Below are 25,128 nucleotides of genomic sequence, written 5' to 3' on the forward strand. Positions count from 1 at the left end.
AATCCTTCACCTTACAACTGTGTATACGCGTCATGCCAGCTTTTAGATACATGCGCACTGCGAGCTCCTGTAGCTTGTATATGAACCTGTCGATTTTGCTGTTCATCAACAGAAATATAAACGCGCAGTATATCATCACCTAACGCGTCAATAAACTTTTCTCCCCACTCGATACACGATACGCCATCGCCCTCGATTGTTTCGTAAAACGCAATATCATCAAGCTGTTCGTACGTATCAAGACGATATAAGTCGAAATGATAGAGAGGAATTCCGTGCGTTGCGTACGATAACAGCAAGTTAAAGGTAGGACTTACAACGTCATCGTGCGTACCCATTGCATGCGCAAGCCCTTGCGTAAAACACGTTTTGCCAGCACCAAGATCGCCCTCAAGCAGAATAATATCACCTGCTTGCACATATGGTGCAAGCAGCGCAGCTACGTTTTGAAGCTGTTTGGCGCTTGAACATTGTACGTTCCACGTATCAGCACACGTTTGTATATCATTGCTGTTCAATTCATTACAGCGCGGCTGTTCGCTTGTATATGAAGTATCCACATAACCACCTTGAACTGCGTTTATATCATTGTATCTCGATAGTACCACACAGGAACCAGAAAAGCTAACGCCCACATTACCACACGGAAATTCCTGAGCTCAGCCTTACCGTGCCACACGGAAAATACGCAATGGAGCGCACACGTTACCACACGGAAACTACTCATGCTAACGCCCCATTACCATATACGTCACCAGGCATTCATAGGCATTCATGTACCTGCGTTAATAACGAACATCAACGAACAAGCCGCCAAGGACTCATACGCTTAGCGGCTTTTTATACTATCACCATATACAAAGCAATACGCCAGCAAGGCAGCTTTACTACAAAGAAATATGAGCTTTGTGCAACGTAAATGAACCAACAACAGCGTCGCCGCCAAATACATTTACTTGTGAAATTGTATCGTGGTTATCTCTTAAAAACTCAGCAACTACCTTGGGATTAGTGTCATCAGCAAGAAGAAGTGGCGCTCCAAGCGATCCGCACAACGCTGAAGCGCACAGAGCATCAGTGTATCCCCAGCTGGTAGTGATGCCAACACGGTTCGCACTAAAGCCACATGCAAGGCTTAAATCGGCAATCGCGCGCGAGGTATCGTACCACGTTTCTCCCGCTACACGCATAATGTCTGCACCTAATTGCGCTGCTTGGTTCATGTGCGTCAATTGTGCTTGTACGTTATCGGAAACCGCTGCAGTTCCTCCCACAATAACAATACGTTTAACACCCAAACGATGAATAGCAGCAAGCGTTGTATCACTCAACACATTCTGTTCATTCGTTAAGAAAATAGGAAATTGCTTCGCATACGCAAGCGATGAAGCGCTGAGCGCATCGGCATAATGTGCACTCGTCGTAACAAAACAAGTATCGGCGTGTTGAATACGCTCCGCAATACGTACCGCTGTATCATCAGCCCAGTTACCAAATACGCGTTCAACCGTTACTGACGGAAGTTCACGATTAAGCTGTGCAATAACATGATCAGGAACAACAGCTGTTCCACCACATACGATAACCTTTTTTACGTGTAAACGCTTCAGCTCATCGATGGTCTGTGTAGGTGCAGCGTCCCAATCGCACAATAACAACGGCGCATGATGCGCTCCTGCAAGTGCGCTAGCAGATAACGCATCCCAATAGCCATTTTTCGTAGCAAGAATAGCAACATCGGCGCTTTGATAAGCTGCTTGACTAATTGCCTGCATTGTTTGCGCATAAGAAGCACCAGAAATACGATTACCTTTAAGCGCGCTTAGTTCAGGAAAATACGGCGCATCGGCGCTGGTAGCTGGAGAATCGTTTGTTGTAGAGGTGGTGTTTTGACTATCGTCTGCGGTATTCGTATGGTCTGTCTGGTCTGATTGTGCTGGTGAAGATTCTCCTGCATCATTTTGAGAATGAGCATCGCTTTCTAACTGACCTTGTACACGCTCCTTAAACGCATTCCATTGCGCTTCAAAATCGGCAACAGTTTGTGTATTCGATTCATTGCTTTCTGGAACGGTGCCTACAACATGATAACCAAGAGCAAGCTTAGGTGTTTGCAAGTCAAACACTTGGCTTGCGGCGATCCAACCATTGGTAGAACCATACGTGCATACGCCAAAGCCTGTTGCGTAATAATTCGGATTAATAAGATTTAAGTAGTGCCCAATTTGTGCATTTGGTTTCGTCGTGCGCAAATCATTAAGCGCATGTTCAATATCTTGTTGGTGCGCGGTATAGAAATCGTAGGCAGCGCGCCCTACTAAATTTTGTCCGCCATATTGTGCAGCAAGCGTGTCAAAATCAGCTTTTTCTCCAAGCCACAAGGAATAACCATCAGTGGTGTTATACGTCCACGCTAAGTTTTCTCCAACATTGAACTGCTGAGGATGTGCAATGTTCTTATCAGCATAATGAGCATCGCACTGCGCTTGCACCATCAGCTTAGCAGAAATACGCAGCTCGGGTAATCCAACGCTTGCTCGATATGCATTTACGGCTTTAATTTGAGATAATGCATCAGACACATGATCAAGTGTTGCAGCATCGTTCACGCCATCGAAAACGTTATATGATGCAAATTTACACGTTGTATAAATATCATTTAAGGCGCTTTGACCACTAAACGTAATAAAACTACGAAAGTCAGCAGTAGAAGACTGTGGTTGTTCAACACCTTGATCAGCATGCGCATCCGCTAACGGAGACAATCCAACAACACCACTTACGCCAAATACGCATGCCGCAAGAGCGCATGCGCATGAGGCACCTACGAGCATATGTTTCAAATGTTTTGCTTGCACGTGAGACATAAATGCAACTCCTTACTTGTACAATAACTAACAAACAACTTTTAAAGTGGCGTTATTGTAGCGTATACGCATATGCTTTTAGTCGACAAATATGAAGTTATAGCAGAATAAACGAGGTATTGTTTCCTTTTTGTTCGTTGAAATTCTCAATCGTTGCATCCGATCCACACACCTAAAGTCTCTTAGCGTGCTGTACTGTCATGAAAAATACGCATTCCCTCAAGCGTAAGATACGGACACACAGCAACATGCTGGCGCATATGAGGTACCACAACATCAGCCAAGCCACCTGTTGCTACCACATGACTGCTGTATCCAAGCTGCTGAGAAACGCGCGCTAACAAGCCCGATACTTTTTCAGCTTCACCAAATACAATACCCGAACGAATAGCATCGGCACTGCTACAACCAATAGGCTTATCAGGTGCAAAGAGCTCTGTTGAACTTAACTTTCGCGCATGAGCAAACAGCGCATCGGCTGAAGTATTGACGCCTGGCGCAATGATGCCACCAACAAAATATCCCTGCCTATCGATAACTTCAATATTCGTTGCAGTACCAAAATCAACCACCACAACTGGCTCACCAAACATATAACGCGCTGCAATGGCATCGGCCACTCTATCAGCACCAATCTCTTCTTTGCGCGGATACGTTGTTTTGAAAAGCTGTTCGGGAACTGTTAATGCATTGCATATCATCGTTTCTTGTGAAAAAAGACTGTTTAATGCTTCAATCCATGCAGCGCTTACCGATGGAACAACACACGAAAGAACAGCGCCCTGCACGTTGTTACAATCAATAGCATCAAGAGCAAACAAACCTTTAATGCTCAACTTTAATTCATCGGCACTACGATGCGCTTCACTTGAAATACGCCACATCACACGAAGATGTGATTGTTCGTACACCCCAAGCACGGTTTGCGTATTTCCTACATCAACACATAACAACATAAAATCACCTTTTTACAAAATGACGCCGAATAAGCCCCTAAATCGTTATATTATACAAAAGGAAAGAATGTTGTTTGTAAACGTATTGCTATCACTAACATGATAAGGAGCATATATGGCTGATTCACTTAAGCGCGTGCTTGTTGTGGACGATGAAGCTTCTATTACGGAATTTGTTACCTATGCACTGCGTAAAGAGGGATATGCGCCCGATGAAAGCGCAAATGGCGAAGAAGCACTTGCGCTTGCACGACGTAATAACTACGATTTGTTTATTCTCGATGTTATGCTACCGAATATGGACGGATTTGAACTGTGCCGTCGCTTACGTTCTATTTCAAGCGCACCAATTTTATTTTTATCGGCACGCGATACTGAACTTGATAAGGTAGTAGGTCTTGAAATTGGCGGCGATGACTATCTTACGAAACCCTTTGGCGTTCGTGAACTTATCGCACGTATTCATGCACTGCTTCGTCGTGGCAATGGAGTTGAAGGTTCAGGCACGAATAACGCAATAAGCGTGAGTGGTATTACCCTTGATGAAGACTCGCATACCGCAACAGGTGAAAGCGGCTCGCTCGACTTAACACCACGTGAATTTGAGCTGCTTGCAAGCCTTATGAAACAAGCGGGCAAAGTAGTTTCACGTGAAGATTTGCTTCGTGACGCATGGGGTTGGGAATTTCTTACTGAAACCAAAACTGTTGATACGCACATCAAGCGTCTACGCGATAAAATTGGCAAAGCAGGCTACGATCCAACGCTCGTAGAAACCGTACGCGGTTACGGCTATCGCTTCCGCGTTATATAAACGCTGGTAAATAGCATACACAAAGGACAAGATCGTCAAACGCTTGCAAACATATTTTGCTTTTATGTGCACCCTGTTGGTGGTGCTCTCAACTTCTCTTGTGCTTGCGGCATGCATTGTATTAGGGCACCTTACCGCGCGCGCGATGTTCTTGCTTATTCCCGTTGCAGTAATTTCATTTGCGCTATCGCTTATTATTGGTGGATTCTTATCGGAACCGCTGGTAAGTTTAGCTGCGAAACTCGAAGCTTACCGAGCAGGTCAATGCCCTATTTTTCGATCTGAGGGCTATCTTGATGAAGTAGATACTATTAACTCGATTTTGGCAGCACTCGTTAAAAAAACAAACAATCAGCGCGCCGATTTAATGCGTAAAGAAAAGCGTCAGGCGGAATTTGTAAGCGATGCAGCGCATGAACTGCGCACTCCCCTTACCGCCATACGTGGAACAGCAGAAATGTTGCTTGACCCCGACTTACCCCCCGCTATGCGCGAGCGTTTCCAAAACACTATCATTACGGAAAGCACGCGACTATCCGACCTGGTAAACGACTTATTATCGCTTACACGTCTTGAAAATGATAATGTCCACGTTGATCTTGCGCGCGTGAATTTACGCACTATTGCAAACGAAGTAGTAAACACGTTGCAACCTATTTTGCACGATCGCAAAGCTAACGTAAAAATTACCGGCGAAGCACCGGACATTTTAGGCAATGCAAACAAATTAAAACAAGCGCTTACCAATCTTATTGAAAATGCATCGCGCTTCATTGAGCCTCATGGACATATTGATATCGAGCTGTGTGGATTAAAAGGCAACTCTGTCATTCAAGTAAAAGATGATGGGACGGGATTTGGCGATATTGATCCTAAACTGCTGTTTGCACGTTTTTACCGTACCGATGCATCGCGTGCACGCACAACTGGCGGCACAGGGCTTGGCTTATCGATTGTAAAAACCATTGTCGAACAGCATGACGGAACTGTTGAGGCTGTTAATCGGGCTGGTGGCGGTGCTTGTTTTATTATTGCAATCCCATCAATTACTGACGCTTCATAGCAGCGCTGCATAAAATAACGCGTCATTGTGGCAGCGTATAGGACATCACTCGGCGGTACTCAGGTGGCGGCGTATAAAATAACGCGTCATTGTGGCAGCGTAATCACACTTCATAATGGCGGCATAATTGAGCAACGCCAGACAGTACTTAAGCGGCGCGATGACGCAGCGCACGAACAACAGCGCTGGCAACTATCACAGCAACTACTATTTTAAGCACATCGACTACTGCAAAAGGAGCAGTAGTAACCATCAGCGCTTTTACAATGTCTGCATGCATAACAGCCATAAATTGCATAAGTCCACATACGTGTACAACCAGCGAGAATACAACACCAGCTATAGCACGTGTTACAACAAAGTTATGAACAACATTCTCAAGCGCATAGCACAGCGCACCAGCAATAACCATTCCAAGAAAAAATCCCCAGATAAAACCACCTGTAGGCCCAAAATAAATGCCAAGACCTCCATGCATAGATGCAAAAACAGGCAATCCGATAGCTCCAAGTAGCAAATAACATGCTGTAGCAGCAACACTTAAACGCAGCGGCAGTATCATAAGTGCCAGCATCAAAGCAAATGTTTGCAGCGTAAATGGCACAGGCCCTAAAGGAACGCTAATCCAAGCGCCTACTACCATTAACGCAATGGTAAGCGCTAACAGTGCTACTGCATGCGATGGCGAGGAGGCTTCGATGCATAAATGCTTATGTGACCTGCAAGAATATTGTGTATTCGCATGCTTGTATTCGTAGGAATGAGCCATAGATACTCCTTACATGAATAACCATAGCTGCATTATATAAAATTACTAAGAATCTAATGTTTCAAAATGATTTAATTGTGTTACGGTGCACTGTATTACGGTGCACCGTGTTACGTTGCGCTTAGGCTTAATCGCGCTTGAAGCACATTACCTGCCTTATTTAATAGCCTTGTTTAATCGACGTACTTCACGAATAACAAAAATAAGCGCTACCGTTGTTGAAATAATATCGGAGATTGGCATAGCAAAATTGAGACAGTCAAGTTGCGTAAACTGGGGAAATAAATGCGGCATCCACAAATTGATAGTAAGCAAAATAGGAACTAACACCAGCATTTGACGCATAAGCGACAAAATGATCGAAATAATAGGCTGACCTGTTGCTTGAAAATAGTTTGATCCAACAATTTGAAAGCCTACCAGCGGCAACATAAACAATTGCACCTGCATCGCAAATTCGGTATAAGCAAGTAAATCGGGGTTTGATATGCCAAACGCTTGCACAATAGGGTACGGAAAAATCCTAATAATAAGCCACATAACAATGGAAAATACCGAGTTGATAACGATACCATACATAAGCGTCGATTTAACGCGGGCATACAATTTTGCGCCATAGTTAAACCCAAGCAAAGGCTGAATCGCTACCGTAATGCCCACAAGCGGCAAAATAGTAAACAGCGCAACACGCTGAACAACACCAATAGACGCCAACGCTCCGACGGTGCCTATGGTACTTGTTTCGCCATATTGCACAATAAGAACGTTAAGTACAACGCACAAAACTGCAATCCCAATTTGCACAATAAAACTTGGAACTCCCAGTACAATCATGGTTTTTATAAGATGTACGCGCGGACGCATATTTTTCACACGCAAGCGAAAAACTACGTTTTTCGTTTTCGTGAAATACCATAATACTGAAATGGCAGTAACACTTTGTCCAATAACAGTGGCAAGTGCACTTCCTTCAACACCCAAACCGAAACGTAATACCAGCAGGTAATTAGCGATGATACACACCACGGTACCAATGAGCATCGTAATAAGTGCTCGATTAGGTGCACCAGCACTACGAATAAAGTTGTTCACTCCTATGCCTATCATCTGCACAAACATACCTGCAGCGATAATCGTAATGAATGTACGCGCAAACGGCGCTACTTCGGGCGTTGCACTTGAAATCGCAAGCAGGGCATCCATAATCGCAGGTATACACACCGCAACAAATACTGAAATGCCCAATACAAGACAAAGCAGCACCGTATTGCCTAATACACGCTCGGCTTCGTCTACTTTTCCTTCGCCCAAACGCAAAGCAGCAAGCGTATTACCGCCATTTCCGATAAGTACACCAAACGCAACAATAAGAATCATAAACGGAGCAGCAACGGTTGCAGCAGAAAGCCCTAAAGAGCCCATTGCTTGCCCTAAAAATACCGAATCGATAACAGCATATGCGCCGCTTACGATCATCCCTGTAATAGCAGGAAGCGCAAATTCTGCAATCAAGCCTCCCAAAGGGCTTGTTCCCAGGCGTGACACGCGCTTATCTTGCGCGCGATTGTTGTCAGGAGAAGCAGGTGCTGCTTGTTTATGTGCAACAGTTTGATAGGTATCGTCCTTAGATTTCGTGCATGATGGATCTAACACAGTAAAGTCTGTCATATATCTTCCTCATTTCCCATTTTTACTATGGTAGTCCGATATATGCGTAATATGTACCTCACCTGACGAAATTAAACGAGCGTTTGAACAAGCGTTGACTAACAGACAACCGCTTGGATGAACGCCTGTTACGCGTCCACGCGCGTGCTCGGTACCGTTTTGGTTCACGATATGAACCATTTTGCCTGTTAAATACGAGAATTTTGTGTATGCGTCAACAAAAGGCGCAAAACCCTTTTCCTGCCAAAGCGCATACGGCGCCGAAAAATACGCAAGAAAATCGCATGCAATGTGTGCAATATACTCATAGGTGCTGGGACGTTGCGTTGCGGCGATGGGCTCCCAATACGCAGGCGCAAACAAGGGCTGCGATAACGTGCTTGACGCTGGTACCCTCTCGCAGGTTTCTGGAACTTGAATGTTCAAGCCAACACCAACACACAAAGCATTTCGATGCACCTCGCACGAAATACCTGCTAACTTGCCCATTATGTACTCATCTGCGAAAGGTTTTTGAACCATACGAGCGCCATGTATTTGCTCAGAGCGAGCGACATCTGTTTGTGCTGTATTGTTGCCATGTATGTGCGTCAAGCTTGTAGCATGGTTTTGCTCCACGCTCGCGGCATGCTGTTGCGCAGAGCTGGTATCACGCACGCATGCCAGCTCGGAGACCCTGGGTAAGTGAGCTCCATCAGGCATGTTGGTTATATCAGATACATCGGGTGTATCAGGTATGTTGGCTCCATCAAATACGTTAAATGTATCAGGCATAACGTTTCTATGGGGCACAATACAAGGAGCCAACACATCATTTGGCCATTTCACGCTCATAAACGGTGCAAGCGATTCACGCGGTGTTCCCCTCAAACGCTCGGCAAGAAAATTGCGCAGCGCAAGCCCTACCACCAGGGCAAGCGACGGATACTCGGCCTGCCGAACGCGCGGACGAAGCAGAAACGAAAGATACATTCCACCTGGTTGACTGTTCCATGTTCGCCCTTGCCGTCCATAACCAGCCCGTTGCTGATGCGCAAGCGCCGCAATACCCTCAGGAGCATCGGCATCAATAGCTTGTTTAATAAGGATATTGGTAGAGCTCACCTCTTGAAATTCATAAACGTGAAAGCTGGGAACAAGCGCAGGCTCAAGGTGAACGTGATTATTATGTTCATCGGTAGGACACAAGAATTGCGCTTGAGTGTGCTCATCCCACAAACAAGCTGGTACATGATACTGATGAAGTGCCGAGTGCCACATATCGTTGTTTAACATGGAACTATCTGCACATGTTTGGGTGTTTGCGCACGGTGGCGTCTCCTGGATGGGAGTATCATTCGTGCCCGGTGTACGCTTCAAAAACGGCGTATTATTCCTGTTGCGCGGCTGGCGGTTCATACGCAGCCTCACTTCGTGTAAGAGCTTCTGCTTTTCCAAAACATGGTTGCGCATCGGCAAGTTTTACGCCGTTCGCAAAGACAAACGACGGCATAATTTCACGCAAAGGATCTACCACAAAATAGCGTTCGCACGCACGCGGATGTGGAAGCGTCAACTGCTCATCGTCACTTACATACAGCTGATAGTCGATTATATCCAAATCGCAGGTGCGCGGACCATTTTCCTCTGTGCGCACACGCCCTAAGCTGTTCTCGATAGCATGCAGGTATTTCAGCAGGTCACGAGGCGCAATCCCCGTACGCAATGCAACCACTGCATTCACGAAGGCCGGCTGGTCTTCCTTATACGCAGGCTCGCTTTCATAAAAACGCGACGCATCAACCAGCGTGGTATCGGGAAGCGAACAGAGCGCACCAATAGCCATGTTCAGCTGGGCAATTTTCGCATCGACTCCCTGCGCTGCGTCATCGACAAGCGCCACGTTGCACCCAAGTGCCACAACAGCAAGCGGCCGAAACTGCTTCAGCGCGGCCTGCGTAGCGTCAACATTGTGCATGCGGAGAACACAAGCACCCAGTTCAGCACCCATAAGAGCCTCTTGCGCCGACGCTTCATCACGATCGAGCGGCTTTTCGATGCCATACGTTGCGCCCACATAGCTTTTGCGAGACGGTGCACACATGACGGCATAACCCAGATGCACGAACTCTTGCAAGTTGCGCATAAGCGTGCGGCTTTGTTCGGCAGTTTTACCAAATCCAGGGCCCGGATCAACACAAATACGTTGACGTGCAATACCCATTTCTTGTAAAAGATTGCAGCGTTCGCGCAGATAATCACGCACTTCGGCAACGATATCCGTGTAGTTTGTTTGCTGCTGCATGGTAGTAGGATCGCCTTTCATGTGCATAACGACCAAACCAGCATTGCACTCAGCAGCTACCTTACGCATTTCAGGATCACGAAAACCTGAAACGTCGTTAATGATAGCTGCACCTGCGCAAACACACGCACGAGCCACACGAGCATGGCGCGTATCAATACTGACGCACATTCCCTCTTGCGCAAGCGCGCGCACCACGTCGATACAACGCACAAGCTCCTCTTCTTCGGAAACAGGCTGTGCACCGGGACGTGTCGACTCGCCGCCCACGTCAATGATGTGGGCGCCACGTGTTTGCAGGTCGCGGGCGTGTTGAAGCGCACGATCAAAAGAATTGAATTGCCCACCGTCAGAAAACGAATCGGGTGTAACGTTTACGACACCCATAATAATAGGACGCTGGCAATCAAACGTAAATGACGCGCACTTCCACAGCATAACAGCGCTTACTCCTTCGACGAATCAGACTTAGTTGAACCAGTGCCACGAAGCGGCTTTTCAGTAGCCTGGGGTGTTGTGTCCGCAGCGTCGGCCGATTGCGAAGTTGGCTTTTCCGCAGGTGCAGAGGCTGGTTTCGTCGTTGTAGAAGCCGGCTTGCCTGCCGCTTTAGGCGCCACCTTGGGCGCTGCTGTTTTAGAAGCCGCTTTAGACGCATCCTCGTCATCGCGCTCAAGTGGCCGTTCAGGTTTCATTTGCACATTGATACCCTCGGCACTCAGCATCGTTTCCAGTTTATCAATCACAGTTCCATCGTGACGATTATGCTTTCCGTGCGTGTGGTTCTCGTGTTTTTCATCGGCTGCTTTCTTGCGCAGAACATCCTTGTCTTTTTTGCGTGCCGCTTGCTCCTCAGCTTCACGTTGAGCTTCAAGTTCAGGCTCGCGCGCTACGTATTCATCCCACTTGTTCTCAAGGAGCGCCTTGCACGCTTCGCCTTCAACGGTTTCGCGCTCAAGCAACACGCGCGCCATCAGGTGCATTTGTTCTGCATTGTTCTTCAAAATGGTAAGCGCACAGTTATACGCTTCATCAAGCAGACGCGACACTTCCTTATCGATAAGCTGCACCGTTTCGCTTGAATAATTGCAAGCATTACCGCCCAAATACGCCTCTTCACGTGGCTTTGCGAAAGTTTGGTTGCCCAACACGTGCGACATGCCATATTGCGTAACCATAGCACGCGCCATAGCTGTTGCGCGCTCGATGTCGTTGCTAGCACCTGTTGTATAGTCATCGCAGAATAGCTTTTCAGCAACGCGTCCACCCATAAAGACAGCAAGCTGAGCTTTCATTTCTCCTACCGTGTTCAGCACTTTATCTTCTTCAGGAATGCTAAGGGTATAACCAAGTGCGCGCCCACGTGCAATAATCGAAATTTTATGAACGGGATCGGCCAGCGGTAAGCTGAATCCAACAAGTGCATGACCACTTTCATGATACGCAATCGTCTTTTTCGTGCTTTCCGTCATGACGCGACCTTTACGCTCAGGACCAGCAACGATGCGCTCCATCGCTTCGCTCACTTCACTTTGCGTAATAACTTTTTTACCGCGACGTGCCGTAAGCAACGCAGCTTCATTAAGCAAATTCATAAGGTCGGCACCCGTAAAACCAGGCGTAATCGTAGCAACTGATTTCAAATTAACATCAGTTCCTAAGGGCTTGCCTTTAGCGTGAACCTTCAGAATTTTTTCGCGTCCGCGCACGTCAGGTGCATCAACAAGAATTTGGCGATCAAAACGCCCTGGACGCAAGAGTGCAGGGTCTAACACATCGGCACGGTTTGTAGCAGCAATCAGCACAACCGAGTCGTTTTTATCGAAACCGTCCATCTCAACAAGCAGCTGATTGAGCGTTTGATCTGCTTCTTCATGCGCGCCACCAAAGCCGCCACCACGTTTACGACCAACAGCATCAATTTCGTCAATAAAGATAATCGACGGTGCAGCTTCTTTTGCTTGCTTGAACAAATCGCGCACGCGACTTGCGCCAACACCCGCAAACATCTCAACAAAGTCGGATCCTGAAATGCTGAAAAAGGGCGCGCCAGCTTCGCCAGCAACAGCTCGAGCAAGAAGCGTTTTACCAGTTCCAGGAGGGCCAACCAACAAACAACCATGAGGAATACGTGCTCCCAGTTCCTTATATTTTTCAGGATTTGACAAAAAGTCTTTCACTTCGCGCATTTCTTCAACCGCTTCATCGGCACCAGCAACGTCATCGAAGCTAACATCAGGACGCTCTTCAATAGACCGGCGTGCACTCGTTTTACCAAATCCCATTTGTGAACTTCCCGCTTTTTGCACTTGGAACAGGAAAAAGAAGAGTAACGCACCCATCAAAATAACAGGCACAACCGACTGCAAAATTTCCCTAAAGGGTGATGGAAGCTTAATTTCGTACGAAATTTGCGGATGGCTTTTCAGCAACGCATCGAGCGAATTTTGTCCAAGGTAGGTTGATGTGTAATGACGCTCGGTACCTAATTGCTTTGAATCGAGAAGTGACGTGCTTACCCCTGGTACTTGTGCATTTTCACCCGCCTGAGCACTTGCGCTTGATGACGCATGCGCAGGCGTATGCACGCGAGCTTGTTCACCTGAACGAGCATTCAGCGCTTCAAATGAATCTTTGAACGCTGAGCTAATTTGCGAACCAGCAGTAATTGCCGGGTAATAGGTTCCACTTACAGTATACGAGCCAGCGTCATATACAACCGACTTCACACGGTCTTGCTGTACAGCAGATACAAATTCCGAGGTAATTAAGGTATCGGTGTTTCCTTGCTGCCCGTTTTGCCCAAACATAAGCTGGCGGCCCACTAAAAACACAATGATGGCAACAATGACCACATTGATGATAAGCGTGCGCAGCTTTTTTGGTTTTGGCTTGAACTTGTTTCGTTGTTGTGCCATAAGTCCTAACTTTCTTGTACCGTTTTATATCGTTTTGTACTGTTTTATACCATTTGGTAGGTACCGTAGTTTTACGTGTTTGTGCTGGTAGTGGCATTTGTGCTGGTGCGGTGCTTGTGCTGGTCATGCTGTTCATGCTCGTAGCGGTCGTGCTTGCGGCACTTGTGCCATTCGCGGCACTTGTGCTGTTCGTGCAACGCTGATACCGCCGCTGGTGCTAATCCCAAAACTCCTATTCGTACACTTCGGGCTTCAAAACACCAATATAAGGCAAATTGCGATATTTTTCAGCATAATCAAGGCCATAGCCAACAATAAACTCATCGGGGCATTCAAAACCAACGTGCAAACAATCGATGGGTGCTTGTTCCTTTACTTTTTTGCGCAACAAAGGCACCACCGAAAGCGACGCTGGCTCGCGCGAAGCAAGATTCTTCAGCAAATACGTAAGCGTCAGGCCTGAATCGAGAATATCTTCGGCAATAATAACGTGCTTGCCCTTAATTTCGGACGATAAATCTTTCAAAATGCGCACAACACCAGAGCTTTTCGTGCCCGAACCATACGATGAAATGGCCATATAGTCCATCTCAAGAGGCACGTTCATATAACGCGCCAAATCGGCCATGAAAATTGCAGCACCGCGCAAAACCGACACGAGCACAATCGTTTCGCCTTTATCAGCAACCGATTGGAACTCTTGAGTAAGAGCGTCTCCCAGTTCAGCAACTCGTTTTTGAATTTGCTGCTCGGTGAAAAACACCTCTTTAATGTCGTTGTGCATATCATAGTGCGCCGATGCGGTATTCGCACCATCAGCTTGAGCAAGTTCGCTTCGAGAACCTGTCATTTGAACTGGTGTTTTATCTGAATATGCAGGCTGTGTTGTCATAGTTATGCGTCCTTAACCCCAATCGGGCGTACCGGTTTATGCCTGTCATAACTATAATGCATAACTAAGCACAAACGCGCCTCGCCTGAAAATGTAATGATACGGTTCATTATTGTAGCATCTACGCGGCATTGATGAGCTCAGGTCGCGCGCATAAAATAAAACATCCTCAATTGCAGCAAAATACTGATGCTAAGAAGCGCGATTCAGCTGCTTGGGAACGCGATGGTGACACTGGGAAACGAATGCTCGTGCAGGATAACACTACGCTCGAGCGGGCGCGAGTGTGAAAACGCGACACAAAAATTCCCAACTATTGAAGACGTGCAGCTCGAACGGGCGCGCGCGTGCAAATATGTGTAAACGCATGGGAAGAGCAAGGTAAGTGCTTGGAAACGTGGCGGTGCCTCAAAGGCAGTGCCTCAGATACTCAGGAACGCATATGAGCTCGTAGGACACGCGTATGAGCTCGTGGAGAACGCGTTCCCCACGTCATCATGAAAGTTTCACGCGCTGTACAACATCAGCAAATTCGTGCAGAAAACGCTCCATAGGAAAGCCAACCACCGTGGAGCGTAGGCCGTCAAGCTGCTGCACGAACTGGGCGGCGCTGCCTTGAATTCCATACGCACCCGCTTTGTCAAACGGTTCACCCGTTGCAAGATATGTTTCAATGTCAAGGCTGCTAAGCTGTCTAAAGGTAACGCGCGTTGTGTCCGTAAAACTACGATACGCAAGTGAAAAATCACTCTCGTGTTCACCTGCAAAGCAATACCACACCGACACGCCCGTGTGCACGTAATGCGATGTGCCAGACAGCGCGCGAAGCATACGCGTTGCATCGGAAGCGGACGTAGGCTTGCCGAACACTTCCCCGCCACGCGCAACCATCGTGTCAGCGCCTACCACCACCAGAAAGCCACGATAGTTTTCATCAGCCAAAATGGCATTTACTACCGCGTGGGCTTTTTTCTCGGCCAGCTTTTGCACAGCATCAAACGGACGCGCACGCAAATCGGCATCAAGCGTTTCATCAACGTGAGCACTAAGAACACGAAAGCGCAATTTCTCCTGTTCAAAAAGCTGTTTGCGCCGAGGCGATGTTGACGCGAGCACCAAATCGATTGGCTGATTATCAAGAATGCTTTCCTCCATGTAACGTCCTTCGCGTGGTTGATTGCTTGCCATATGGTGTAACTTCCTTTGCATTGTTTCTAGCTGAAACGCAATGCACGTTTAACACGTTGTTATTATAGAACCTTAAAGGAATTCACCCCTGGCATAAACACAATAACGTGAAGATCCCAAGACTATTGCATATTAGAATTTTCGCTGATCCAAAACGGAATTTTACTGTTCTTATAGTTCGCCCGTCAACGTGCGATACTCTTCACTTCCAGCATCCGACCAACTAGCCTTATCGCTCTTTACAATAGTACCAGTGTTGTATTCATAAGCATATATGTTCTGCATCTGTGTATCATAGGGCGACCAGCGTCCATCTAAAGATTTAATAGCCTTAAATACGACATAAAGGCCACAATTACCATTCTTAGAATCTCTATCATACTGCAAATAGGCAATATCCGAGTTGCTTTCATGCAGGACAAAATATCTATCCCCTTTAGCAGTATAGTGCTCCTTAAACGTAGAGCCTTGCGGTACAAAATACATATCAAATATCTTAAGAGCTCCGATTCGTCGTTTCTCTTCTTCTGCATCCTGAACAGAAGTATCAAACGCACGAGAAGGGTCCTCTCGATATTCAGTTGTTAACTTTCCAGCTGTACTGTTGTTACTCTCCATTCGAGAAAACCACTCTGATTCACTTATTGTCGGATCTGTATCATTTGCATTTGTCATTGGCCGAAGATACTTCAAGAAAAACGGTCCTTGCGACTGATAAAGATAATACTCAAAAGGGGCATACTTATCGTCCACGTGCTCTGTGTAGGTTCCATTGTCATTTTTTATTATCGGGTATCGATCAAAAATAAATACCGTGTCAAACAAACCAAGACCCAAAATAAGTAAACTGCAAAGCATAAACAATAAAACCCGAAGTACGATTCTTACACCAGTCTTTTGTACACAGGAAATACGATGCCGATTCCAAGAAACACCTGTTAGCACTATTGTAATAATCCAGATACATGGCATTGCCGCACATATAACATATACCCACGTCTGCAAAAGCCACTGATATGGAAGACGCGCTGCAGTCATTCCGTAAAATGCTGTTAGAATACCGCTTAGTACATACAACCAGCAGAGTACCGATGCAATTCTATCTTTTTTTCGCTGCTTACCCAAACTAAGAAGAAATGTATCACACTGTGCCTTATCGCGTGGAACTGGAAGAGCGTGATTCATTTCCAGTAGCAAATAAATGTAATCGGCACTTTCAACTATGCAATACAAATCGGAATATTTTCTTGTCACGATAGTGTTCTTCGTATGCACGGTAAATGAATCATTGTAGAACACATAATTCCATTCCTCGTTACCATTTACCTGTTGTCTTCGAAATTGGAAACGGAGTATATATTTCCAGATCAACGGCAAGCCACCAAGAAGCAGAATGGCAGCGCAATAAACGCCCCATCCAAGCAGCTGTAACGTATCAGCTGTCATACAAACAGTTCCAACAATCATTAAAAGAATAAAAGTTACTGCACCCATGTGCAGCATCTTCTGCTTGTATAAATCCCTGTTCATCCTGTAATAGTTTTCCCAGGTATGCGTGTACGATATACAATAACGTGGATTCGCCTCACTCATAGGAATTTCTTTATGTTTTTCGTTCGTGAAAGAATCTGGCATGTTCGCTTTCTCCATAAACGTTACGATAGTATCTGTTGTTCCATTATGTTAAATACCACGGCTGTAATTGTAAACGGACGTTACCTCTTTCGTATCTTCTACTTAGATAGAAAAATTGAAACCATAAGTAAGCACAAAAAATCATGCATAAAAAATCAGAGGCGCAAGATCAAGTACTCAAATAATTAATTCGAACAATGCATGTTGATACGCAATGCACGTGACTACTTTTTGCGTCGTGCGCGAAACGCACTCATCGGTTCAACACGAACACCCTTTTTATTGGAACTTACTGCGTAATTTCCTTGAATGTTCGCAACATATCCGCTGTTCATATGGCACGCGCCCGATGTTTCATCATACACAAAACCGCTCAAAATAGCCTGCACGCTGGCAGTTTCGATACGCGCATCATCGCCCAGCATACGCTTCAGCGTTTGCAGCACAACGCGCCGACACAACGCCAGATGATACGTGCCCAACTGGGGCGCAAGCAGAAATCCATGCTGATACACACAACCCAATCCCGCACCTTCATCAAGCCACGTTACCTGATTGCAGGCGATATCGTGAGCAAGCGATTCAAGAAAATCGTCCTCATCAGCAATCAAATTCATGCTACGCGTAAGCACTGTTAGAAATTGCGGATTCCACTTTTCAGCTGCGGGAACAAGCGTATGGCGCACATATGCGCGAAAGTGATCGGTGTTAGCATTCGTAGCGTCTTCTCGCCAAAGTTCCCCGTGTTCACCAGGTAAGACATGGGGAAACGCCCGCAAAAACGCGCGCGCTTGTTCGCGTGACACGTCAAGCAAAGGGCGAATACACTGCCCGTTACGGTAGCGCATGGCACGAAAACCACCTGGTCCAGTGCCCACAATTGAGCGCATGAAGAACGCTTCAGCGCGATCGTTTGCCGTGTGCGCGGTGCAGAAGACACCGTGCGAGGGTGCAAGCTGGCAATGAGTACAGAAACTTTCAAGCGCTTCTTGTGCTGCGCGGTAACGCTCGCGACGTGCGATAGCTTCCATATTACCCTGCTCATCACGCACCATGCGAGCAATATCAATGCGGCAGCTAAAAAGAGGGATGTTCAAGTGCGCCGCCAAGCGCTCCACAAACGCAGCATCAGCATCAGAGTCAAAGCCGCGCAAACAATGGTTCACATGCAGCATAGCCAGGTGCTGCAACACACCACGTTCACGCAACAGCCACGCTACATACGCAAGCGCGCACGAATCGGAACCGCCTGAAACCATCAACAGCACTGGTGTGTGCGGATGTGCAAGGTGATTACGCTCGATGGTGGCACGAAGCGTGTGCACGAACTCTTCACAGGTACTAGGAAGTGCCTGTTGAACTTGTGATATATCCGTTTCTGGTAACGGTTTCATCGACGTGTTTTTAGAAGCATTCACGCGTGTTCTCCTGTCTGGGAATTGTGCGGGCGCTTATGGGCAATGGCGTGCTGATGGGGGCTTGTGAACGGTGCGTGCAGGTGTTACGTGCAGGTGTTACGTGTGCTGGGGTTGTGCACGAATGCCGCACCGCAGTACCATCGGCATGCGCAGTGCCCGCGACGTGCGCAAGCCCCATTCTGTGCCGCAGTGCCTTCTACGTACACAGTGCCCATCCCAAACCGCAGTGCCCTCAACGTGCGCAGTAACTCATCACGTGCAAAACACAGCCGCTTACCGTAGCTGTATGCGTGTATTCTTGATTGTAACTACATAATACTTGAAAATAAAAGAAAAGAACTCCCGAAGGAGTTCAGAGTTGATGTCTACACATCGCTCACAAAGTGAGTCTTTAAGCTACAGCTTTATTTTGACTTGCAATGTCGTTTTAACTGGTAATTAAAACACCTAGAGTGTAAAACACGTAAGGAGCTCTGTCAACATGAAACTTCGCAATGCAAAAGACTATTCAATTGGGCTCGATGTAGGCACTGGTTCTACCGGATGGGCCGTTACCACACTCGATGGCGATCTCTTTACGTTTAACCATCGGCCTACCTTAGGTTCGCGCCTGTTTGAGTCGGCATCAACCGCACAAGAAACACGGGAAGCGCGCGGTGCACGCAGACGACTCAAGCGTCGTAGATGGCGTATTTCCCTGCTGCAAGAGCAGTTCGCTGCAGAAATGGAATCATGCGATTCAAACTTTTTTATTCGCTTAAACCAATCGAGGTTGTGGCAAGAAGACAGAACCGAACAAGGAAAAGGTTATTTGTTTGGCGGCAAACCTATTTTGTGCGGCGCTCAAATATTTGCCAATGAACAGGAGTATTACCAGCAATTCCCCACCATCTTTCACCTGCGCAAATTTTTAGTTGAGTGCAGTGAACAGGTTGATCTGCGCCTTATCTATTTAGCGTTGCACAATATTGTGAAATACCGAGGGAACTTTTTATATCAAGACAACAAAACGCTTAATGTAAGAAACTTTAACCTCGATAGCCAAATTGCCGATTTTCTGGATCAGCTGCAGCTGTGGTGTGAAAATAATGATCTTTGTTTTCACGAAATTGACGGCACCACAACGCTTGCAAGCCAATTGAATACGTGCTTTCATCAGCAAAGCAACCAGCAAAAAAAGGACACTCTTAAAACATTTTTCGCGACATGCATTGAAAACGATAAAATTGCAGGCGAATTAACAAAAGCACTGTTAGGATATAAAACCGACTTCAAAATTATCTTCAATATTGAAGGTGAAAAAGACGAATACAAAGCAAAATGCAATGAAGAGGAAAAAATCCTCAAATTGCAAGAAACAATTGATGATGCCAATCAGGTATTACTGCAAAGTATCCTCAATTTATATTCTGGAATAATTGTAGAAAAAATTCTAAATAATACAGCAGTTAAAAACGAATCAGCGCAATGTACCCTTTCTGCGTATCATTGCTACTCATATGCGCTCTACAGCAAACAACTGAGAACTCTTAAAAAACTGGTAAGAAAATATAATCCGCAACGCTACAACGAGTGCTTTAACCTTAGCGCCGAAGACCCAAAGGCAAAAAAGCAATTATGTACGTATGCACGCTACAATGCGCAACATAGCACCGATTATGATGAATTCAAGAAATATATCAAGGATCTTTTTGAAAATACTGATGCGGTGAACGATGCAGCATACCAACAAATGAAGCAAGATTTCGATGAAGAGAAATTCCTGCGCCGTCAAAAAACAAGCGATAATGGCGTGTATCCTTATCAATTCCATCTGGAAGAAATGCAGCTCATTATTGAGAATCAAGCTCAACACTACCCGTTCCTTACAAAAATTAAGCCGAAATTGGAATCGCTTGTTACGTTTAGAATTCCCTACTATGTAGGGCCTCTGACCCAAAAAGGGATACAACGCAATGGCCGTAAATTCGCTTGGTCCAAACGCAATAAAGACGCAGAAAACCAGCGCATTTACCCATGGAACTGGGACAGTATTATCGACAAATCTGCCAGCGCAGAAGCATTTATTTTACGCATGACAGGTAAATGCACCTATTTATATGGCGAAGACGTATTGCCGAAAGAATCGCTGCTATATCAAGAGTTTTGCGTTCTTAACGAACTGAACGGAGCGCGATGGAATTGCGATGGAGAACGTCGAATGCCGCTCAGCAACAAAGACTGCAAGGCAATATACCGCCAGCTGTTTCTTAAAAAACAAAAAGTAAGCTATGCCGATGTTTCGAACTATTTAAAGGCACAAGGGCACATCAATAACTCCGTTGCTGGCGGTCAGGGCGAACATGGCTTTGAATCGACGCTGAGCTCGCACCATTTCTTCCGCAAACTCTTTAACGTAGATGCAGCAAATGATTTAACTGCACAACAAATAGAAACAGCGGAACAACTTATTTTGTGGGGCACCATCTTTGAAGATAAAGAAATTTTCGAACAGAAAATTAAAGAACGTTTTGGAGATATGTTCAGCAAGGACGAAATTAAAACAATCGCACGTCGCAAATTTAGCGGTTGGGGAAAATGCTCGAAACAATTATTGTCGGGCTTAACTGTTGAAACGCCACGTGGCCGTGAGAGCATTATAGACGTATTGCGCAATGGACATCCAGAAAACGGCAGAACGTTGGTATTTATGCAAGTAATTACCGACAAAAAGCTCGAATTCGATAAAAAAATTGAGGAATATAACAACGAGCACCTTGCCAAAACCAACGAAAGTGTGCTTGACACAGCCATTATGTCACCCGCTATTAAACGCGGTGTAAATCAAGCGCTGCATATTGTTGGTGAAATCAGACGAATCACTAAGCATGATCCTACGTGCATTTATATTGAAACAACACGCGATGAAAAAGATGGGAAACATAACACGCGCACATCATCACGTTATTCCAGCTTAAAGAAAAACCTAGAAACGCTTAAATCGATTGATAAGGCAAATGCACCAGCAATTAAACACTCCTTAGAACTGCTTGAAACCTACAAAAAACAAAATATTGACGACAAACTATTTTTGTATTTTACGCAAAACGGGAAGTGCATGTATTCTGGCAAATCGCTTGATATTAACAATCTTTCAAGCTATCAAATTGACCACGTTATCCCTCAATCCTACATAACAGACAACAGTTTTGACAATAGGGTACTGGTTTACGCAAGCGAAAACCAACGAAAAAGCGACTCATTGCTGCTTTCAAGCGTCATTCAAGCAAAACAAGAGCCATTCTGGACTTCACTTGAAAAAGCTGGGCTCATATCCGAAAAGAAACACAATAACCTGAAACGTAAATCTTTATCGGATGCTCAAATTAAAGGTTTCATTAATAGACAATTAGTAGAAACAAGTCAAATAGTAAAAGTTCTACGCGATGAATTGAGTAGAATTCTACCTGATACGAAAATTATTCCTGTTAAAGCTTCGTTGTCGCACGATGTACGCATAGCATGCAACTTATATAAATCACGTACTGCCAATTCCTTCCATCATGCTCATGATGCGCTGCTGGCATCTACCATGGGTCGCTTTGTACAAACGCGCTTTCCCGATATGTATGAAAACCCTGTAAGATACGTAAAAATATTACGCGCATATATTGCTCAAAGCAAGTTGCAACACAGTGCTCAAACTCGGAATTTCGATTCACGCAGCTTTATGGCGCATAGTTTCTTTTGCGATTATAGTAACGAAAACGGTGACACTATATGGAATAGCGCTTCTGAGATAGAACGCCTTCGCCGTGCGCTTAGCTATAAAAATTTATATCTCACCAGAAGACCTTTTATCGATGCTGGCCAGTTCTGGGATCAAACCATTTACTCGCCGCACGACAAGAAGAAAACACCAGATTCACTTATTCCGCTTAAAAAGAATTTAGACACTCAGAAATATGGTGGTTATTCAGGGAAAGACTACGCACACTTCTTTATTTATAGCGTGCTTAACAAACAAGGAGATGTAGAGTATCGCTTCGATGGTGTGCCCTTGTATATAGCAGCAAACATAAATCGTGATGATAGAGGTGCTTTAGCACAGTATGCCAAGCAATTGGTAGAACATGAAAACGTGCCAAACGCTAAAAGAAAAACAAAGGATCTGGTCTTCCAGCGTATCGAGCGCGCGTGCGTTCCAAAATATCAGCTTATTTGTATTAGCCAATGCAGTGGAGACAGCGATCGTTCAGTAAGCGATTATTACTACATAACAGGCAAAAAAGAAGTAAGAAATGCGCTTCAGCTTGCCTTCCCAATGCATCTTTATGGAGCAATCAATGCTATAGAAGACAAAAAAGAACTGGATGACAGTGCCTTAGAAGAACTGGTGGTATACATATTGCGTAATGCACCGCGTATTGCTCCTGATGTATTTAGACGCTTAAACCTTACAGAAAAACTGGCCGATTGCCTTGACATACCTGATCGTATTGAGTTACAGAACTCAATTTATGGTCTCTTTAACCTTATTAATGCAGAATCCAATGTAGTTAATCTTCAAATATTTGGTGGTGCAAAAACAGCAGGCGTAAAACTCATTAATCTAAACTCACTGCTTAATGATCCCGCCACCACGGTGACCTTTATTGATCAATCCGTAACAGGCATGTTCGAGCGAAAGGAAACCATTGGCATTTCGTGAGATATTTATAGAAAACCCATGTAAGTGCTCCTACCAAAGCGGTTGCATGGTTATACGTACAGAGCACAATACCCATTCCATACATTTAAGCGAGTTTGATGCCGTCTGCCTTGAAACGCAGACGGCATACCTGAGCGCTTACTTGCTCTCGGAGCTCGCAAAAAACAAAATATCCCTTATTATCCCCGATGAACGGCATAATCCCGTTGGTCAATTATTACCGCTTTTTGGCGCGTATAACATATTCCAACGATCCAACGAGCAATTACAATGGAGTGAACCGTCCAAAAAACGTGTATGGCAGCAAATTATTATGCATAAAATAAATAACCAAGCCGATGTGCTCCTTGACTGTGGTCATACTAATCCTGCCAATCAACTCTATGAACTGGCGCGTACTGTAAAATCGGGCGATACAACGAACCGCGAGGCAGTAGCTGCAAATATTTACTTTAGAGCGCTCTTTGGATCTCATTTTTCACGCGATGACGGTTCGCCTATCAATGGAATGCTTAACTATGGCTATGCTATTTTGCTCTCTATACTAAACAGAGAGCTTGCTGCCAAAGGTTTATTGTTGCAATGCGGAATTTATCATCGAGGCCCTGCCAACCCATTCAATTTAAGCTGCGATTTTATGGAGCCATTTCGGCCTGTTATTGATCGAATTATTGTTGAAGGGGAATTTAGCGAACTTACGCGAGAAGTAAAATACAATCTTATTGATATGCCAAACCTTGAATTTGAGTACAAAAACGGCATTTATAAGCTGCGTTCAATTATTCACATGTATATAAGCGAATGTATAAATGCCCTTAATAAAACCATTCCTGTAAGTGATATCAGCTCTTTTAACGCAATGCCATGACCGATAGACGAGTACGATATATGCGCATGATTGTATTTTTTGACCTTCCTATTCTTACGGAGGCCGATAAAAAGGAATATCGACACTTTCGCAGATTTTTGATTAATGAGGGCTTTGTGTTTATGCAGCAATCGGTATATGTGCGCCTAGTGATAAATGATGCTGCGTATATGTATGCACTGGAACGACTAACGCAACATAAGCCGCCTAAGGGTTTAGTACAAGTATTACGCATTACTGAAAAACAATTTAGTAATATGACATATCTTACGGGAGAGGCGCCGTTTAATGATAGAGAAACCTCTTTGAAAGGGCTGATCATTATATGAAATTATGCATTAACGGCTTTGAACATACGTGCGATATTAACCCTTATCAGCCTTTTATGCTTTCTGTGCATAGCAAGATACTCTATACGCGCATAATAAGCTCGTTGCTGTCGCACTTAGGAGAACATGCGCAAGAACCCTATGCGTTTATCGATCAGGACAATAAAGCTATCAGTCCACTTCAAGCATGTTCCGTGATTATTGATCCGTTTAATCTTCCTTGGTCGGATAAAAGCTTTATAGGAGAATTACAAAAACAGCTCTGCGCAACCATGCAATCTGATATCAATCAAAGTCTTGAAATACAACAACAAGCAAATCAGCTATTTTCACTTATCAACACCTATGCTCTGCAATATAGCGCAGATTATACTTTTTCAGTAGAATGGAGTTTAGATAAGTTTCTGAAATCATTTGCTTTCGGTATTGAGCTTTCAGAACAATCTACGCTCCTTGACAAGCTTATACAGTTCTTGCATTTTGCACAAGACATACACTATAAAAAAGTAATTATTTTTGTTAATTTGTCGCTCTTTTTGAGTGACAATGAACTAAAAATTTTCCTTGAAGAAGTGCTAAAAGCTCCTATTTCAATGCTCTTTCTGGAGAATGCCATACCTAACAATGTGTATAATGGTTGCAATAATCTTGTTGTTGACGAGGCATTATGTGAAACAATTTACAAGAATTGCTAGTTAAGCGACCCACTCTTTTTGCAATGGAGAGTGAAACGAAATGCTCCATGGTTTTGGAGCAGTGTCGTTTTAACTGG

Annotated in this window: 19 protein-coding genes; 6 read left to right on the forward strand and 13 right to left on the reverse strand. The window is 45.1% G+C overall.

The genetic code is table 11. The features are described from left to right. Positions 1-11: 11 nt before the first annotated feature. The 3 genes from tsaE to HMPREF3190_RS06980 all read right to left on the reverse strand — a co-directional run bounded on the left by tsaE (position 12) and on the right by HMPREF3190_RS06980 (position 3,823). Positions 12-560 (reverse strand): tRNA (adenosine(37)-N6)-threonylcarbamoyltransferase complex ATPase subunit type 1 TsaE, encoded by a 549-nt coding sequence (tsaE, locus tag HMPREF3190_RS06970; protein ID WP_449675198.1) that lies wholly within the window; start codon positions 558-560, stop codon positions 12-14. Between the two features lie 327 nt (positions 561-887). Continuing rightward, a complete protein-coding gene (locus HMPREF3190_RS06975; RefSeq protein ID WP_066781671.1) occupies positions 888-2,867 on the reverse strand; it encodes a cell wall-binding repeat-containing protein in 1,980 nt (659 codons plus the stop codon). A gap of 182 nt (positions 2,868-3,049) precedes the next feature. Next, the gene (locus HMPREF3190_RS06980; protein WP_066781673.1) at positions 3,050-3,823 is read right to left on the reverse strand and encodes a type III pantothenate kinase; all 774 of its coding nucleotides are present in this window, start codon (positions 3,821-3,823) and stop codon (positions 3,050-3,052) included. Between the two features lie 115 nt (positions 3,824-3,938). Between HMPREF3190_RS06980 and HMPREF3190_RS06985 the strand changes: the two genes are divergently transcribed. Next, positions 3,939-4,637, forward strand: coding sequence for a response regulator transcription factor (locus HMPREF3190_RS06985; RefSeq protein WP_066781675.1), 699 nt, complete (start codon positions 3,939-3,941; stop codon positions 4,635-4,637). A 64-nt stretch (positions 4,638-4,701) separates the two neighbouring features. Then, positions 4,702-5,700, forward strand: coding sequence for a sensor histidine kinase (locus tag HMPREF3190_RS06990; protein ID WP_449675192.1), 999 nt, complete (start codon positions 4,702-4,704; stop codon positions 5,698-5,700). A 148-nt stretch (positions 5,701-5,848) separates the two neighbouring features. Here HMPREF3190_RS06990 and HMPREF3190_RS06995 read toward each other — a convergent pair whose 3' ends face one another. From HMPREF3190_RS06995 to tilS, 10 genes are all read right to left on the reverse strand, one after another. Further along, entirely contained in the window at positions 5,849-6,469 is a 621-nt protein-coding gene (locus HMPREF3190_RS06995; RefSeq protein WP_066781677.1) for a biotin transporter BioY, read from the reverse strand. Between the two features lie 156 nt (positions 6,470-6,625). Next, on the reverse strand, positions 6,626-8,137 hold the full coding sequence (locus HMPREF3190_RS07000; RefSeq protein ID WP_082715227.1) for an MATE family efflux transporter: 1,512 nt from the start codon (positions 8,135-8,137) through the stop codon (positions 6,626-6,628). A gap of 9 nt (positions 8,138-8,146) precedes the next feature. Continuing rightward, entirely contained in the window at positions 8,147-9,535 is a 1,389-nt protein-coding gene (locus tag HMPREF3190_RS07005; RefSeq protein ID WP_066781679.1) for a hypothetical protein, read from the reverse strand. Beyond that, complete coding sequence (gene folP / locus HMPREF3190_RS07010) at positions 9,507-10,859, reverse strand: dihydropteroate synthase (RefSeq protein ID WP_066781682.1); 1,353 nt, start codon at positions 10,857-10,859, stop codon at positions 9,507-9,509. Before folP ends, HMPREF3190_RS07005 begins: the two co-directional genes overlap by 29 nt. A gap of 8 nt (positions 10,860-10,867) precedes the next feature. Continuing rightward, positions 10,868-13,336: an ATP-dependent zinc metalloprotease FtsH gene (gene ftsH, locus HMPREF3190_RS07015; protein WP_082715229.1), complete on the reverse strand. Its 2,469-nt coding sequence runs from the start codon at positions 13,334-13,336 to the stop codon at positions 10,868-10,870. Between the two features lie 71 nt (positions 13,337-13,407). Further along, on the reverse strand, positions 13,408-13,563 hold the full coding sequence (locus HMPREF3190_RS07475; RefSeq protein ID WP_156425756.1) for a hypothetical protein: 156 nt from the start codon (positions 13,561-13,563) through the stop codon (positions 13,408-13,410). A 5-nt stretch (positions 13,564-13,568) separates the two neighbouring features. Beyond that, complete coding sequence (hpt, locus tag HMPREF3190_RS07020) at positions 13,569-14,120, reverse strand: hypoxanthine phosphoribosyltransferase (RefSeq protein ID WP_066781762.1); 552 nt, start codon at positions 14,118-14,120, stop codon at positions 13,569-13,571. Positions 14,121-14,723: 603 nt separating this feature from the next. Then, complete coding sequence (locus tag HMPREF3190_RS07025; protein WP_449676403.1) at positions 14,724-15,416, reverse strand: Maf family protein; 693 nt, start codon at positions 15,414-15,416, stop codon at positions 14,724-14,726. A 171-nt stretch (positions 15,417-15,587) separates the two neighbouring features. Next, the gene (locus HMPREF3190_RS07030; RefSeq protein WP_066781684.1) at positions 15,588-17,051 is read right to left on the reverse strand and encodes a YcxB family protein; all 1,464 of its coding nucleotides are present in this window, start codon (positions 17,049-17,051) and stop codon (positions 15,588-15,590) included. A gap of 224 nt (positions 17,052-17,275) precedes the next feature. Then, the gene (gene tilS, locus HMPREF3190_RS07035; RefSeq protein WP_082715243.1) at positions 17,276-18,445 is read right to left on the reverse strand and encodes a tRNA lysidine(34) synthetase TilS; all 1,170 of its coding nucleotides are present in this window, start codon (positions 18,443-18,445) and stop codon (positions 17,276-17,278) included. A gap of 505 nt (positions 18,446-18,950) precedes the next feature. Here tilS and cas9 point away from each other — a divergent pair. The 4 genes from cas9 to csn2 are packed head-to-tail and all read left to right on the forward strand — an operon-like array spanning position 18,951 to position 25,051. After that, positions 18,951-23,159, forward strand: a complete 4,209-nt coding sequence (gene cas9 / locus HMPREF3190_RS07045) for a type II CRISPR RNA-guided endonuclease Cas9 (protein WP_066781689.1) — start codon at positions 18,951-18,953, stop codon at positions 23,157-23,159. Continuing rightward, on the forward strand, positions 23,146-24,027 hold the full coding sequence (gene cas1, locus HMPREF3190_RS07050) for a type II CRISPR-associated endonuclease Cas1 (RefSeq protein ID WP_066781691.1): 882 nt from the start codon (positions 23,146-23,148) through the stop codon (positions 24,025-24,027). Before cas9 ends, cas1 begins: the two co-directional genes overlap by 14 nt. Continuing rightward, positions 24,024-24,356 carry a CRISPR-associated endonuclease Cas2 gene (gene cas2, locus HMPREF3190_RS07055; RefSeq protein WP_066781693.1) on the forward strand — a complete coding sequence of 111 codons (333 nt, stop codon included), beginning with the start codon at positions 24,024-24,026 and terminating at the stop codon, positions 24,354-24,356. Before cas1 ends, cas2 begins: the two co-directional genes overlap by 4 nt. Beyond that, positions 24,353-25,051, forward strand: a complete 699-nt coding sequence (gene csn2, locus HMPREF3190_RS07060; RefSeq protein WP_066781695.1) for a type II-A CRISPR-associated protein Csn2 — start codon at positions 24,353-24,355, stop codon at positions 25,049-25,051. The genes cas2 and csn2 overlap by 4 nt, the downstream gene beginning before the upstream one ends. Positions 25,052-25,128 lie beyond the last annotated feature (77 nt).

The sequence above is a fragment of the Umbribacter vaginalis genome (assembly GCA_001552935.1).
Taxonomy (GTDB): Bacteria; Actinomycetota; Coriobacteriia; order Coriobacteriales; family Eggerthellaceae; genus Berryella; species Berryella vaginalis.